The sequence below is a fragment of the Ethanoligenens sp. genome (assembly GCF_047718355.1).
GTDB lineage: Bacteria > Bacillota > Clostridia > Oscillospirales > Ethanoligenentaceae > Ethanoligenens.
Genome location: NZ_JBDNLG010000029.1, coordinates 1 through 12,719, shown reverse-complemented (window position 1 = coordinate 12,719; position 12,719 = coordinate 1). Strand labels below are relative to the sequence as shown.

The following is a 12,719-nucleotide window of genomic DNA, read 5'->3' as shown; positions in this document are numbered from 1 at the left end:
AATACATACCTGGTTTGGCTGAATTTATGATATGATAGGAAAGATAAAAATAAAACAGTGAAAGGGGAAACAGCATGAGTGTGCGTGCGTTAGATAGTCAGATCAAAAACGGGCAGTTTGCACGGATCTATCTGTTCTATGGTGCGGAAGGCTACTTAGCCACACATTATGCCCGTTCTGTTTCCAAAAGTGCTGTGCCATCCATGCAGACGTTCAACCTGCATCAGTTTTCCGCCGACACATTTGACCTTTCTAAACTGACGGCGGCGGTGGAACATCTGCCCATGATGGCTGCACGTTCCTGTGTGGTGTTGTGGGACATTGACCCAGACACACTAAAAGCAAAAGATTGGAAAGATTATCTGGCGCTTCTTTCAGATGCACCGGATAGCTGTGTGCTGGTGCTTGCTTTCGCGCATGTGCCGTATGATAAGAAAAGTACACATTGGAAAGCACTGATTGCGCTTGCCCAAAAAGCCGGTGTGGCGGAGCAGTTCAGCCCCCCGACCAAACGCGAACTGGAAAAATGGGTGATGAAACGCGCACGTGCGGCGGGAGCATCCATGTCAGCCGAAGCGGCCGACGCGTTGGCCGAAGCCTGCGGCGCGGATATGAACCGTATGACGGCAGAGGTGGAAAAGCTTGCGGCGTATATGGCGGGTAACGAGATCGGCAAAGACACGGTGGATGCTCTGGTATACAAAGATGTGGCGAGCACGATTTACGATCTGGCCCGCGCGGTCATCTCCGGGCGCCTGCCCGTCGCGTTGGGGATCTTAGGAGACTTGTTTGACCAAAAAGAAGAACCTGTCATCATCCTTTCTGCCCTCTCACAGGCGTTTTGCGACCTTTACCGTGCTGCCGTCGCGTGTGCCGCCGGCAAAGGCCAGACCGAATTGGCAGCGGATTTTTCTTACCGCGGGCGAGAGTTTCGCATCCGCAACGCGCTGCGGGACTGCCGAGGTCTGTCCATCGGTTTTTTGAGGGAGGCACTTGAGCGATTGCTTGCCTCCGACAAGGCACTCAAGTCTTCGGGCGCCGACAGCCGTTTGGTGCTGGAAAGGCTTTGTGTTGATCTTTCCCAGCTCAGAAAGCAGGTGAACGCGGGTTGATACACATACGAGAAGCCGTAATCGTGGAGGGGAAATATGATAAGATTAAATTATCCTCTCTCATCGACGCGGTCATCATTGAAACGGATGGTTTTGCTATTTTTAAAAACGCCGAAAAACTGGCGCTCATCCGCCGTCTGGCGGAAAAGCGCGGTGTCCTCATCATCACCGACAGCGATGCGGCAGGATTCAAGATTCGTGGTTTTCTGAATGGCGCGCTGCCCCCGGGACAAGTCAAACACGCCTACATGCCAGACATCTTTGGCAAAGAACGGCGAAAAGTGCTGCCGTCAAAAGAAGGTAAATTGGGGGTGGAAGGCATCCCGCCTGCCGCGATCATGGAAAGTTTGGCGCGCGCAGGCGTGCTTGCCGAGCAAGCTGAAGTCCCCAGACGGCGCGTGACCAAGGCGGATTTGTTTGCCGACGGCCTTTCCGGCGGAGAACAAAGCGCTGTCAAGCGCCGCGCTTTTCTCAAAAAGTTACGTCTGCCGCAGCGACTCTCTGCCAATGGTTTGTTGGATGTCCTCAACGCCATGTACTCTTATGAGGAATACAAACAGGCGGTTGCGGAAGAATAAGAAATGTAGGACTTTGACATAAACAGGAAAGGATACAAACATGAAAAAGGGATGGATGGCCGGCGCTTTATTGCCAATTGTTTTGTTTGCGGGCTGCCAGAATAAAACAGATCACCGCGCAAACGTGTCTTCTTCCAAGCCGCCGGTATCGACACAGTCCTCTGCTACTGCAAGTGCAGCCTCATCGGCCACTTCCGCAGTGCCAGGCACCTATTTCAGCACCCAGGAAGTAGCGGATATCTGTGGGAAAGCACAAACCGCTTACATGGCCAACCAGTATGACACGGCAATGAACCTTGCCAATCAGGCAATTGCAAGCGATTCTCAATGCTTTCAGGCCTATAACATCAAGGGTGCCGCCTATTATTTCCAAAATGGCAACACGGTTGCGGACAAGGCGCTGGCGCTCATCAATCAATCGCTTGCCATCAATCCCAATTATGATTATGGATATTTCAATCGGGCGCTCATCTATAAAGGATTAAAACAATATACCCAGTCTATTGCAGACTTTCAGAAAAACATTGCAATCACACCCACCGCAGCATGGGCCTATTATGGAATTGCCACAATCTATGCGGACACCAAACAGACGGATCCCGCACTCTCCTACTTACAGAAAGCAATCAATCTGGACAATTCCATCAAGCAAACGGCAAAAGAGCAGAACCATTGGGACAATCTGCGCAGTAACGCAGCATTTCAGGCATTAGTAAATTGACGATAAGGAAAGGGTACAAAACATGAATCAATCTGGACACGTTGGCAGAAAAACGAGTAGGCTGCGCGTTCTCCCACTGCTGCTCGTGGCAGTTATGCTGCTTTTGGGCTTTTCTTCCTGCAGCAGTTCAAATAGCAAATCGCATATAACCGCTGTGCATCTGCCCAAAAAAGCAATAACTGTACAAGCCGGCCGTACCTATACACTTTATCCGGTGGCCGACCCATCTACGGCAAACGCGACATTTACGTATAACAGCAGCAACACAGCGGTCGCCACCGTAGACGCATCCGGTGTGGTGACGGCAGTAGCGCCCGGCCAGGCAACGATAACGGCATCAAGTGAAGGAAAAAGTGCTTCTTGCACCGTTACAGTGTCTGGACAAACGGCTACTGCCTCATCGGCTGCTGTAGCGGCATCCAACGCTTCGTGGACAAACACGCGTGTACCAGTTCTCATGTACCACTCCATCAGCATCCAAGCTGGAAACAACCTATGTATCCCCCCTGCATTATTCGCCTCTGAGATGGACTGGCTTCAAGCTAACGGCTATACCACGCTAAGCATGGATGAACTGTACGCACATGTCAATGCGCATACGGCTTTGCCGGACAAAGTAGTGGTCATCACGTTAGACGACGGTTATTTTGACAACTATACCAACGCTTACCCTGTACTGAAAAAGGACGGCCTTAAAGCAACTGTTTTTATGATTTCGGGCAAAATCGGCACATCGAATTACATGGTTGCGAGCCAGCTAAAAGAGATGAGCCAAAACGGCATTGATATTGAGGACCACACTGTCACCCATGGTTATTTGAGCAAAATGACATACAGCCAGCAGGTCGCGGAATTACAGGATTCCAAAGCATCGCTTGAACAGATTACGGGAAAACCTGTGCTCTATGTCGCCTATCCATACGGCGACTATAACGCGAACACCTTGCGCGCGGCACAGGCGATTGGTTATAAATTAGGGTTCCTTGAGGATGGCGGTACAGCGGCGGTAACCGATCCGCAGCTTGAAATACGCCGCTCGTACGTAAGTGCCAAGGATGATTTAAACGCATTCATCAAAATCGTGCAGGCCAAATAAGACACGCGCCTACCATTATAAAAGCGCTTGCGGAACATAACTACTCCGCAGGCGCTTTTATAATGGTAGGCAGCTGCAATTTTTTTATAAGATTTGTACGCCGTGCAGGACAGATTTCACAATCATAGCACCGGTTTTGGGATTGAATTCGACTGTGCGGCCATAATTTTTTCCGGTGGCCTCCGCCACGATACGGATACCAAGGCGCCGCAACTGTTCTTTTACGGCAACAACGTTCCGTTCGCCGATATTCATGCCTGTAAACTGGGTAGCAAACATATTTGCACCGCCCGCAATTTTGGCTTTAAGCTGTGCGCGCCGCACACCGTGCCGTTCGATTTCACACACAAGCGCCTCTATGGCGGTATCAGCGTATTTCATGATGTTTTTGTCGGATTTACTGATGCTTGAATCCGGCAACAGAATATGGGAAAGGCCGGCCACGCCGGTCACCCCATCAAACAGGCAGGTACCCACACAAGAGCCAAGCGCATAAGTAATCAGCTTGTCCGGATCTTTGGCCGTTTTATAATCTGATATGCCTACGATAATCAATGACATTAAGCAACACCCAGCCGTCGTAAAATATTAGATAGTGATTCAGGATCCGGCATAATAAGAAGATGGCTGCGTATATTATCGTCCTCCCGGATAAAATCTTCCTCAATATACAACATCTTATCACTGGTAATACCGAATAGTGCCGCAGGGTAGCTGAGGACGGCGCCTGCCATATCGATGGCGATCTCCGGCGGTGTCAGCGAGATATGCAGCCCCGTAAGTGTTGCAATCGCATTGATATACGAGCCTGCCAATATGTTGCCAATCTCTTTGAGAGCCGAAAGATCCATATCGTTAATATGTTCAAAACTTTCAATCTTTTTATCCAAGAGCAGGTTGATGAGCAAACGGGTGAAATGCTTATCAAGCAAGAACATCAACATGCCGGATACTTCACCTTCCATTGTAACTAAAATGCCCACAATCTCCTGCTCCGGCCCACCCAATATCTCTGTCACATGGCTCACATCCACGATCTGGAGATCAGGCACCGACATGTCTACACGTCCAGACAGCAACGCAGCCAGTGCAGTAGCTGCATTGCCACCGCCGATATTGCCCACCTCGCGCAAAACATCCTTTTCCTCATCGCTCAAATTTTCATAATTTTTCATGGTGCATTCCTCCGTTGGCAGAACGCATGCTGTGTATCCACCCGTGCTGAAACTGCCCTTCTTATTTTACGGCATTGGCGTGCGCAATGCAAGCGGCAAAGCTCATCCCTTTTAGGGTATATTCGATCCCATACGCGAGATATCCCTCCAATTTCCATTATTCAGGAATACAGAAAAAACTTTCGATTAGGACTTGCATTTCACCAAAAAATGATGTATACTATCATTCGTCCCTTGTTTTGCGCGCTTAGCTCAGCTGGTAGAGCTTTCGCTTGACGTGCGAAGGGTCGGGGATTCGAGTTCCTCAGCGCGCACCAGCTAAAAATGCCACCTTGTAGCTTATCTAAGCCATAAGGTGGCATTTTGTTTTATGTTCAAATACGAAATCATAGTATACCATGGTATATCTCATACATGAACGAGTGGACAAAAAGTGGACAAAATTAAAGCCCGCTGTTTTGCACCAGCAATACTCTGGCGCGCTCCAATCCGCGCATAGCAGCGTCCTCAATCTCCTGGTAGTCCTCAGTAGAGTATCCGGCCAGGGAGGCAATAAGTGTTTCCACTTTTGCAATAGATTGTATGGTATTCATGTCATATTCCTTTCTGCATAGAATAATAGGCATCGCGTTCGCTGTCGGTCAGCAAGTGGGCCGTTGCACCACGCACTGGCTTAAACATGCTACCAGCGGCGTTCGTAGTGATCTGCATAGTCAGCTTGTCGATGCGGTAGTAACACGCCCACGATGCATATTCGTAGTAGGTAGGGTATTCGCAGATGTGGCCGTACGGCGTCCACTGACCGTACTTTCCGTTATAAGGTTCCTCCGGTGTGGCACAGAACGACGATTGTTTCCCATCGGAGTCGGTAAAAGTAATCTGTATGTTCATCCAGCATCCTCCTTACACCGTTGCACTAAGTGATTTTCCGTAATTATATTATACATCTATGTGTACACATAGTCAACAAAAAACAGCTATGCGTACACATAAACATGCACAAAAGATCAGTTCTTGTATTGTATAATATTCTATGTGTACAAGTAGCAGCATGTGCAGTATAATGAAACGAGGTGATTTTATGCCCCAAAAAAGAAAATATACATCCAAGCAGGGTGAATGGACAGCAGCATATAAAAAGGAACACTACAGTCGCATCGTCATGGATGTACCCACAGAGGAAAAGGAACGCATCAAGGCAGCCGCAGAGAAAGCAGGGGAAAGTTTGCAAGGTTTTCTTGTCCGCTCCGCAGAGGAACGCATCATACGCTTGCGGGCAAAATAGTTAACATTTAGGTTCTTATGGAATTTGCCAAATTTGGCTGCAACAGCGCGGATATTACACATACTATTTTCCTTCCATAAACCACCGCCCGCTGTCCTCCAGCCACAAATACGTCTCTTTTCCCATGATCCGCACTTTGTACATCCATCCGACGCCTCCTACCTTCCTAGATGCTGCCCGCTGCCTGTCCAGCACACGATCAATTTCAAACTGTCGGTCATCGTCCCATACAAATGATCGTGGTGTGATTCGCCCGTGTGCGTCAAAATCGGCTGTTACAGCCACATAAACCTTTCTCATTGCAATCACCTACCAAAATATCCTATTGGGTGTACATCGTGGGTCAGCGGATCGGACTCGCCGGTAATATCTGCATTTAATATGGCTGCGCGTTTTATTGCATTACAGCCAAACCGTTTACGGAGCCGATCCACACAGCTTTCAATGGATTCCCATTTTGCCTGCTCGGCCGTGTTTCCATAAAAGCTCATCTGCAAGCCGCTTTCCATACCCACCAGATTGCAGGCGCGGATACCCAGCGCCCGAACCGGACGGGCGAAGCGGTACCGGGTTTGAAACAGGCGCAGGGCGGCGTCCACCAGTTCCTTGGTCGTGCAGGAAGGTACCGGCAGCGTAGTTTGTGCCGCAAACCAACTGAGCTGGTTATCTCGCACGGTTATCTCTACGGTCCGACCGCGAAATCCATTTTCTCGCAAACGGCGACATACACTCTCCGAAAGTGAAAGAAACACCTGCTTGATTTCTTCAAGAGTCTCTACGTCCCTATGGGTCGTCATGCTATTTCCTACACTCTTGATTGTACTCTGGTGATCATACAAAGCTACGGGTGTCGTGTCCCTTCCGTTTGCAAATGCATAAAGATAACCGCCTCATTTTCCAAATCGACGTTCCAGAAGCGAAAGTGGAGCTGTTGCAAGATCGCCTATGGTGTTGATCCCATATCCGTGTAATTTTTTAGTCGTGGCTGGGCCGACATACAACAGATCGGATGCAGGCAGCGGCCACACCTTTTCCTTGAAACTTAGCCGGGTAAACACCGTGGTGGCATCCGGCTTTTTATAATCACTGCCGAGTTTTGCAAACACTTTATTCCACGACACCCCCACAGATGCCGTAATACCCAGTTCTTTTCGGATAAGTCGCCTTAACTCATCCGCTATACGCTTTCCATCTCCAAACAGATTTTCTGTACCTGTAAAATCAAGCCAACACTCATCCAATTATCAATAGTATTTTTCAAAAAGTACGGTCATTACCTCGCTAGAATATATTAGCCATAACCAATATAAAGCATTTCTAACGCTGATGATATTGAAACAGACATATAGAATAATCTAATCATCAGCGGATTAGGCTGATGATTAGATAAAGTCCTATAAACTATCACAAAAAAATGCAGCGGTATAAGATTCGTATTATGCTCCAGACTGGGTGAAAACGCGGTACGAAAAAAATAAAGTCGTAAGGGGTGAAGCACAAGCAAATGCAGCTGAAATTTGAGTGATCTACCCCACAGATCAAGACATAATATGTTCAAAGTGGTGAATTAAAATTTTCACTTTCAGCTTTCACACAGCCTAGCTTATACCTAGCATACATACTTTTTCCCGATGATCAGGCATTTCGATGTGTTTCCATGGCCAACATCATGTGTTTTCGCAATTGGAAAACTCTGGTCATCGGTAATGTTTAAAACAAGTTCTTCTATATTCGGGCTTTCGTTGTTTTCTTCCATTCTAGTGAATGTTCCCAAAAGCAACCCAGATATCTTTTTAAAAACGCCCATCTGCTTAAGCTGACATAAATATGTTGTCATTTGTGCGGTGGCACCGCCGTAGCTCTCCAAAAATAATATTTTGTTAGTAAATTCGGGCATATATTGAGTTCCGGCCAGTTTCAGAAAACATCTGATATTACCGCCTATTACCACACCTTCGATTTTTGATCCTCGAATTAAATCCCATTTTATTTTATATAAGTCATCTTGCTTATCAAAGATGCTGTTTTTGAAATCCGGTATCTGAATTTTTTTGTTTTCCCACACAAGGTATTTTATTTGGTAGAGATAAGACAGATTTCCGGTTTTTGCATAAATCGCATTCATAATCGTTGTCAAATCACTGTATCCGAAGAAAGGTTTCGGATTTCTTTTTATCGAATCAAAATCAATAAAATCAAGCAATTCATTTGCTATGTCTCCTCCTGAAACATCAAAGATTGCCTTAATGCTACTATTGTTATAGAAGTCGTTGAGAGTGCCGGCTCGTTGTGCTCCACTTCCGCTGAATACAGTTTTTTGTTCATAGATATACTTGCTGAGCACCGGAGATAAGCCGAGCTCTAATAAAACTTCGGCCAGTTCTGTGAGTTGAGTCTTTTCTCTTAGTGTAAGAGCGTTAGAACAAGCTACGATTCCAACTTTATCACCGTGTTTCAGCATTTAAACATCTTCTCCAAACATAAACAATTGGAAACTTGTGGCCATCTCCATAATATCAAGAATATTCAATATTTACAACACCGTCATCTTTATCAGACAGGGCTTTTCTGTATAAAAATGAGGTTGGATTATTATTTAACTTTTGTAGGCTGGTTCATTTTAAAGTTTCTTGTACAGATCTCCGTAGTTTATTTTCAGTTGTTCTTTTAGTCTGGTGTTTTCTTCTTGAAGCGTCCGTATTTTTCTTTTTAGTGACGCAATGATGGCATCCTTACTTTCTTCCTGCAATTCCCGTTCCAATTGTCCTCTCGGCAACACAGTCGCCTGTCTCTGTCGAAGATTCTCAATGCTCTCGCGAATCTCAGCATTGTTGTAAAGGGTCGCCTTCGAGAGACCACTTTCCTTAGCAACACTGTTAAAGTTTACTGCCTGCCCGGCTTTGGTCAGGCGCAAGATGGCTCCATCCGCCTTTCCTTGTGTCGCAGCTTTCCGGCTTTTGTGCAGCGACTGCAAGTGTGCTTTACGATCATATTTTTCATTCATGCCCCCACCAACCTGTCCATACGGCTGTATATGACGTTGCCCCTGCAAATTGTCTCACGAATGCTCAGATAAAGCTGCAACAACGCCTGGTTTTCCTCAACAGATTTCTCTCGACCATATTTTTTTGCCTGCTCGATCAGTGCGGTCGAAGAAGCAATCAGCAATTCATATTTCTCAATATCCCCTTCGAAAGCTCCTATGCAAAGATCTTTACAGGGGTTTCCGCCATTACAGGTCAGGCATGGAGGCTGTTTTGCAAATGTACAGTTTCCTTTAGCTCGTTGAAGGCAAGTCCCAAAGGGAGTATCAACTGCCTCCAGCTTGTGATTGGTCCAGAGCATTTGTAAAACTTCAGGAGAGAACGCTTCGTGATTTTCCTCGACCGAACCGTTGTCCGAATTAAAGCTAAAAACCCCTTGTGCGACAATACTATCGAAAACCTGCCGCTTCGTGTCATCTAAAAGCCGAGCGTAACGCATGGTCATTTCGGGCGAAGCATGGGCCAATAGTTCTTGGATTGTAATGATATCAGCTCCACCATTGAGCAACTTTACTGCATAAGTATGACGGAAAGCATGATTTGTAAAATGATATCTTTTTCCTGCTTCATCAACAATATTTTTCTCCCAAGCCAGCCTATTTAGATAGTCCCGAATCAAATACTGCCCCAGCGGATTACCTCGCCTGGAGCCTGACAGACGCGCAAAAACGAAATGTTCAGGGTTAGTGTATTGGTTACTTCCATTTTGCGAAATATTAATTAGCTGCGCAATGATATCTGCCAGTTGCTCATCGATGGGCACTCGATGACCTTTGACGTAGGTTTTTTCAATATCTGCTTCAAGCCAATACTTTCCACCTAATTTGACAAGGCAGTCGTGTTTGAGCAAGAGAACGTCAGAAATCCTCAGCCCGGTCTTATACATAATCCAAACCACTGGCACCGCGTCCGGATGTAAGTCATTGATGTGCTTAAACAGCTGTTCCAGCACATAATCAGGAATGTAATCGGTCTTGTCATAGGCTTTCTTGGGAATTTTAGGCTTGTCTTCAGTAAATATCAATGTTCGGACATCCTTTAGAGGAGCGATTTCATGATCATAAAGCTGCATGTCCGAAAGGAATTTGTGCGCAATCGTGAGTCCGCGATTTTTGTATTGTTCTGGATTAGAGCGCTTCTGCGGTTTACGTTCGGCGATATGTCTGTTCAAATGTACAATAAATGCCTCTATATGCCGGCGTTCGAGATTTTTTAGATCTGTCCAATCCGGCTCCATCCTCGTGATGACGTTAAAGAACATGGGTAAATATGCCATGTACATCCGAGCCGTATTCCATGCAAAACTTTTGTTTTCCAGTTTGCGGCGGATATATTCTTTGGTACATTTGCGTAAAACAGGGTGCTCAATGCTGTCGAAATACATGTAATAGCTCAATGCTGTTTGGTTATGAGTTATGCCATATTTTTTGAGATTCCGTACATCCCATCCATCTTTTTCCCATTCTTCACGAGTATCCAGATTCCGGATTAACAACTTGTATATATTGGGAAGGAAAAGTGCCAGGTATGTTTTGTGAGCATACTTTTTTCCACGCCTCGCCATGATCTTCGCAGTTTCATGATCAGTCGCATGGGTTGCCATACCGCGCCCAGCGAGCCAATCGACCCATTGCTTCGGCTCTTCCTCCTCATTCAACTGCAAAAAGGAAGATAGCGTTTTATGACACTCAACCATATACTGTGCTGCTGTCCGCATATCGTCTCCTTGATTTGCAATCAAATTAGAAATCGACCATTGATCACTAAACACCTTGGTATATGCGACGAACTTTGCCTCAAGATTCAGATTTTCATGATGAAAGGCAAAGTATACGGTCTTGTTTCGGCCATAAAACTTGTGTGCAGCTGCTTCCCGAAATTGTGGTATATCGGCAAACATATCAATTGTCCAGCTATCGCTTCGGAGAAATCTGTCATCCTCAATCTGCCGGATTTCAATGCTGCCGTCCTCCATAATATACCGTTCGGCGTATTGTGAAAGCGCCTTCTTAATTTTCGCGGAGTGTCCATTCTGGATATCATCTGATAAAAAGGCAAGTTGGCTCATTTGGCGCCGCCTTCAAGATCGAATATTGCCTGTGCCTCTTCCCAGCTATGTCTAATATCCTCATCGGAAGGGTGCACATACATGGCAAGCGTTGTCTGTACCTGAGCATGTCCCAGCCGTTCCTGCACTTGCTTAATGTCCTTTGTCTTACCATAAAGAATTGTTGCGTGAGTATGTCTGAGCAAATGCGGGGTTACATGCAAACCGGTTTTGGCGCTGATTGCCTTGAAAACCGCGCTTACATCGATGTATGTCATTGGATTCCCTTTGCTTTTTCCTTTCAATTTCACAAAAACATAGTTGCTCTCCATCCCAATTTCGTCCAACACCGTGTAAAGATAGTCGTCAAATAGATCCATGAGGGCTTGGGAGATATGGATATCTCGCGCACCACTTTTCAGCCTGGCACCGTTTTCAAGTTCACCTCGGACAGTCAATTTGATTTGGTGCCCATTGCTATGGCTGTATGAAAAGTCATTTACCCAAAGAGAAAGTGCCTCGCCAATCCTGAGCCCTGTCTCAAACAGCAGCCGGATTAGAAATTTATCCCGGATATTGCCGGCAGCTTCGTAGATCGCTTGCATTTCATCTTTGTTTAAAACTCGAAATTTTTGAATTGGCTCCTTGATTTTCAGATAGTTTTGGATTTGGGGCCGCTGTTTGGTAACATGATACAGGAAGTCCTTATACTTGCGAACCCCACCTCTGGCTACCTTTATCAGGCTGTCGTTCAAGTCGTGTTCCAAACAGCCAGTACGATAAAGATATCCATAAAATCCACAAACAACAGATAGTATCAGATTTGCTGTCCTTTCGCACCTCTTGGGTTTTGGCTGTACCATAAAGACAAGCTCCGAATTGTAGTCGGGAAACCGAAGCCATCCCAAAAAATCACTGAGCTCTTTTACCCCTATGTTTTCATAGCCGAGTTCGTATTGATTAAGAAATTCAAAATACTGCTTCAACGCATAGCAATATGTACGTTGAGTGTTTACACTTTTCCCCGTGCTGTCAAGACTTTTTAAATATTCGGCTACAGCGAAGACCGGCTCTCCATTCGAGTAAGTGAGAATATATCGTTTGCCACATCCCTCTACCATCGCTTCCTTTACCCTCATTTTTTCACACCTCCTACTGTGGCTTCTTATATTATACCTTTTAGACATACTTTTTGTATCTATGTTAATCCGTATAATTTATGTAAAAACCAAGTGGATCACATTCATTTTTAGACAATGTATCCGTTCTTATTATACTATAGATAAATCCAATCCGAAAGGCTCTATACGGTCGGTAAAGCGGGAATAGATTTCGCGCGCAAGCTTTGAAAAACGGATATAACGGTCATAGTGCGCTGGGACTACAACAAGCCCAGGGCATTTTTTTCTTGCTTCCCAAAGACCCTCCCCGGTCTTGATACCATAACGCTTAGCCAGTGGGTTTTTGGTTAATACAATTCCGTGACGCTGTGATTCATCCCCACCGACAACCACCGGCTTATTACGGATAGACGGATTATATAGGCACTCTACATTTGCATAATAGTGATTCATGTCTATATGCAATATGGTACGCTCCATAGTACTGTTGTGGTCAAGCATTTTTGTAACACAGCAACCTAAATTGATTCAATCCGTACC

The 12,719-nt window shown here is 45.9% G+C and carries 18 protein-coding genes, 1 tRNA gene and 1 pseudogene; 7 read left to right on the top strand and 13 right to left on the bottom strand.

Annotated elements, in window-relative coordinates; all coding sequences use genetic code 11:
- Window positions 1–74: 74 nt before the first annotated feature.
- From holA to ABF463_RS06270, 4 genes and pseudogenes are all read left to right on the top strand, one after another.
- The gene (holA, locus tag ABF463_RS06285; RefSeq protein WP_415532713.1) at window positions 75–1,112 is read left to right on the top strand and encodes a DNA polymerase III subunit delta; all 1,038 of its coding nucleotides are present in this window, start codon (window positions 75–77) and stop codon (window positions 1,110–1,112) included.
- The gene (locus ABF463_RS06280; RefSeq protein ID WP_415532712.1) at window positions 1,109–1,690 is read left to right on the top strand and encodes a toprim domain-containing protein; all 582 of its coding nucleotides are present in this window, start codon (window positions 1,109–1,111) and stop codon (window positions 1,688–1,690) included. The genes holA and ABF463_RS06280 overlap by 4 nt, the downstream gene beginning before the upstream one ends.
- A 40-nt stretch (window positions 1,691–1,730) precedes the next feature.
- The gene (locus ABF463_RS06275) at window positions 1,731–2,411 is read left to right on the top strand and encodes a tetratricopeptide repeat protein (RefSeq protein ID WP_415532711.1); all 681 of its coding nucleotides are present in this window, start codon (window positions 1,731–1,733) and stop codon (window positions 2,409–2,411) included.
- A 22-nt stretch (window positions 2,412–2,433) separates the two neighbouring features.
- Window positions 2,434–2,721: pseudogene (locus ABF463_RS06270) on the top strand (Ig-like domain-containing protein); the annotation flags it as partial.
- Here the strand turns inward: ABF463_RS06270 and ABF463_RS06265 are convergent.
- Window positions 2,619–2,870: a hypothetical protein gene (locus tag ABF463_RS06265; protein WP_415532727.1), complete on the bottom strand. Its 252-nt coding sequence runs from the start codon at window positions 2,868–2,870 to the stop codon at window positions 2,619–2,621. The pseudogene ABF463_RS06270 and the gene ABF463_RS06265 sit on opposite strands and share 103 nt — an antisense overlap.
- A 106-nt stretch (window positions 2,871–2,976) precedes the next feature.
- Here ABF463_RS06265 and ABF463_RS06260 point away from each other — a divergent pair, with 106 nt between their 5' ends.
- The gene (locus tag ABF463_RS06260; protein ID WP_415532725.1) at window positions 2,977–3,507 is read left to right on the top strand and encodes a polysaccharide deacetylase family protein; all 531 of its coding nucleotides are present in this window, start codon (window positions 2,977–2,979) and stop codon (window positions 3,505–3,507) included.
- 84 nt (window positions 3,508–3,591) lie between these two features.
- Here the strand turns inward: ABF463_RS06260 and ABF463_RS06255 are convergent, their stop codons facing one another.
- Together ABF463_RS06255 and ABF463_RS06250 are read right to left on the bottom strand one after the other, a co-directional pair.
- Entirely contained in the window at window positions 3,592–4,068 is a 477-nt protein-coding gene (locus tag ABF463_RS06255; RefSeq protein WP_415532710.1) for a chemotaxis protein CheD, read from the bottom strand.
- Complete coding sequence (locus ABF463_RS06250; RefSeq protein WP_415532709.1) at window positions 4,068–4,682, bottom strand: chemotaxis protein CheC; 615 nt, start codon at window positions 4,680–4,682, stop codon at window positions 4,068–4,070. The genes ABF463_RS06255 and ABF463_RS06250 overlap by 1 nt, the downstream gene beginning before the upstream one ends.
- A 241-nt stretch (window positions 4,683–4,923) precedes the next feature.
- Between ABF463_RS06250 and ABF463_RS06245 the strand changes: the two genes are divergently transcribed.
- Window positions 4,924–4,999: transfer RNA gene (locus ABF463_RS06245), tRNA-Val, on the top strand.
- 126 nt (window positions 5,000–5,125) lie between these two features.
- Here ABF463_RS06245 and ABF463_RS06240 read toward each other — a convergent pair.
- Both ABF463_RS06240 and ABF463_RS06235 read right to left on the bottom strand, forming a co-directional pair.
- On the bottom strand, window positions 5,126–5,275 hold the full coding sequence (locus ABF463_RS06240; protein WP_415532708.1) for a hypothetical protein: 150 nt from the start codon (window positions 5,273–5,275) through the stop codon (window positions 5,126–5,128).
- A gap of 1 nt (window position 5,276) precedes the next feature.
- On the bottom strand, window positions 5,277–5,573 hold the full coding sequence (locus ABF463_RS06235) for a hypothetical protein (protein WP_415532707.1): 297 nt from the start codon (window positions 5,571–5,573) through the stop codon (window positions 5,277–5,279).
- A gap of 190 nt (window positions 5,574–5,763) precedes the next feature.
- On the opposite strand from ABF463_RS06235, the gene ABF463_RS06230 reads away from it, so the two are divergent.
- Window positions 5,764–5,967 (top strand): hypothetical protein, encoded by a 204-nt coding sequence (locus tag ABF463_RS06230; RefSeq protein ID WP_415532706.1) that lies wholly within the window; start codon window positions 5,764–5,766, stop codon window positions 5,965–5,967.
- Between the two features lie 63 nt (window positions 5,968–6,030).
- Here ABF463_RS06230 and ABF463_RS06225 read toward each other — a convergent pair whose 3' ends face one another.
- From ABF463_RS06225 to ABF463_RS06190, 8 genes are all read right to left on the bottom strand, one after another.
- Complete coding sequence (locus tag ABF463_RS06225; RefSeq protein WP_415532705.1) at window positions 6,031–6,267, bottom strand: hypothetical protein; 237 nt, start codon at window positions 6,265–6,267, stop codon at window positions 6,031–6,033.
- A 5-nt stretch (window positions 6,268–6,272) separates the two neighbouring features.
- Entirely contained in the window at window positions 6,273–6,806 is a 534-nt protein-coding gene (locus ABF463_RS06220) for a hypothetical protein (RefSeq protein ID WP_415532704.1), read from the bottom strand.
- 51 nt (window positions 6,807–6,857) lie between these two features.
- Complete coding sequence (locus ABF463_RS06215; RefSeq protein WP_415532702.1) at window positions 6,858–7,208, bottom strand: DNA polymerase Y family protein; 351 nt, start codon at window positions 7,206–7,208, stop codon at window positions 6,858–6,860.
- A 368-nt stretch (window positions 7,209–7,576) separates the two neighbouring features.
- Complete coding sequence (locus ABF463_RS06210) at window positions 7,577–8,428, bottom strand: S66 family peptidase (protein WP_415532701.1); 852 nt, start codon at window positions 8,426–8,428, stop codon at window positions 7,577–7,579.
- A gap of 159 nt (window positions 8,429–8,587) precedes the next feature.
- The gene (locus tag ABF463_RS06205; RefSeq protein WP_415532700.1) at window positions 8,588–8,971 is read right to left on the bottom strand and encodes a DUF6262 family protein; all 384 of its coding nucleotides are present in this window, start codon (window positions 8,969–8,971) and stop codon (window positions 8,588–8,590) included.
- Window positions 8,968–11,079, bottom strand: coding sequence for a tyrosine-type recombinase/integrase (locus tag ABF463_RS06200; RefSeq protein ID WP_415532699.1), 2,112 nt, complete (start codon window positions 11,077–11,079; stop codon window positions 8,968–8,970). The genes ABF463_RS06205 and ABF463_RS06200 overlap by 4 nt, the downstream gene beginning before the upstream one ends.
- Window positions 11,076–12,197 carry a tyrosine-type recombinase/integrase gene (locus ABF463_RS06195; RefSeq protein ID WP_415532698.1) on the bottom strand — a complete coding sequence of 374 codons (1,122 nt, stop codon included), beginning with the start codon at window positions 12,195–12,197 and terminating at the stop codon, window positions 11,076–11,078. Before ABF463_RS06195 ends, ABF463_RS06200 begins: the two co-directional genes overlap by 4 nt.
- 132 nt (window positions 12,198–12,329) lie before the next feature.
- Entirely contained in the window at window positions 12,330–12,632 is a 303-nt protein-coding gene (locus tag ABF463_RS06190) for a DNA polymerase IV (protein ID WP_415532724.1), read from the bottom strand.
- Between the last annotated feature and the right edge of the window lie 87 nt (window positions 12,633–12,719).

Bases quoted from the DNA above. Each gene is read 5' to 3' on its own strand.
- ABF463_RS06230 (WP_415532706.1), top strand. From the start codon at position 5,764: ATGCCCCAAAAAAGAAAATATACATCCAAGCAGGGTGAATGGACAGCA.
- ABF463_RS06205 (WP_415532700.1), bottom strand. From the start codon at position 8,971: ATGAATGAAAAATATGATCGTAAAGCACACTTGCAGTCGCTGCACAAA.
- ABF463_RS06240 (WP_415532708.1), bottom strand. From the start codon at position 5,275: ATGAATACCATACAATCTATTGCAAAAGTGGAAACACTTATTGCCTCC.
- holA (WP_415532713.1), top strand. From the start codon at position 75: ATGAGTGTGCGTGCGTTAGATAGTCAGATCAAAAACGGGCAGTTTGCA.
- ABF463_RS06210 (WP_415532701.1), bottom strand. From the start codon at position 8,428: ATGCTGAAACACGGTGATAAAGTTGGAATCGTAGCTTGTTCTAACGCT.
- ABF463_RS06250 (WP_415532709.1), bottom strand. From the start codon at position 4,682: ATGAAAAATTATGAAAATTTGAGCGATGAGGAAAAGGATGTTTTGCGC.
- ABF463_RS06225 (WP_415532705.1), bottom strand. From the start codon at position 6,267: ATGAGAAAGGTTTATGTGGCTGTAACAGCCGATTTTGACGCACACGGG.
- ABF463_RS06190 (WP_415532724.1), bottom strand. From the start codon at position 12,632: ATGAATCACTATTATGCAAATGTAGAGTGCCTATATAATCCGTCTATC.
- ABF463_RS06275 (WP_415532711.1), top strand. From the start codon at position 1,731: ATGAAAAAGGGATGGATGGCCGGCGCTTTATTGCCAATTGTTTTGTTT.
- ABF463_RS06260 (WP_415532725.1), top strand. From the start codon at position 2,977: ATGGATGAACTGTACGCACATGTCAATGCGCATACGGCTTTGCCGGAC.
- ABF463_RS06235 (WP_415532707.1), bottom strand. From the start codon at position 5,573: ATGAACATACAGATTACTTTTACCGACTCCGATGGGAAACAATCGTCG.
- ABF463_RS06195 (WP_415532698.1), bottom strand. From the start codon at position 12,197: ATGAGGGTAAAGGAAGCGATGGTAGAGGGATGTGGCAAACGATATATT.
- ABF463_RS06200 (WP_415532699.1), bottom strand. From the start codon at position 11,079: ATGAGCCAACTTGCCTTTTTATCAGATGATATCCAGAATGGACACTCC.
- ABF463_RS06255 (WP_415532710.1), bottom strand. From the start codon at position 4,068: ATGTCATTGATTATCGTAGGCATATCAGATTATAAAACGGCCAAAGAT.
- ABF463_RS06265 (WP_415532727.1), bottom strand. From the start codon at position 2,870: ATGAGAACTGGTACACGCGTGTTTGTCCACGAAGCGTTGGATGCCGCT.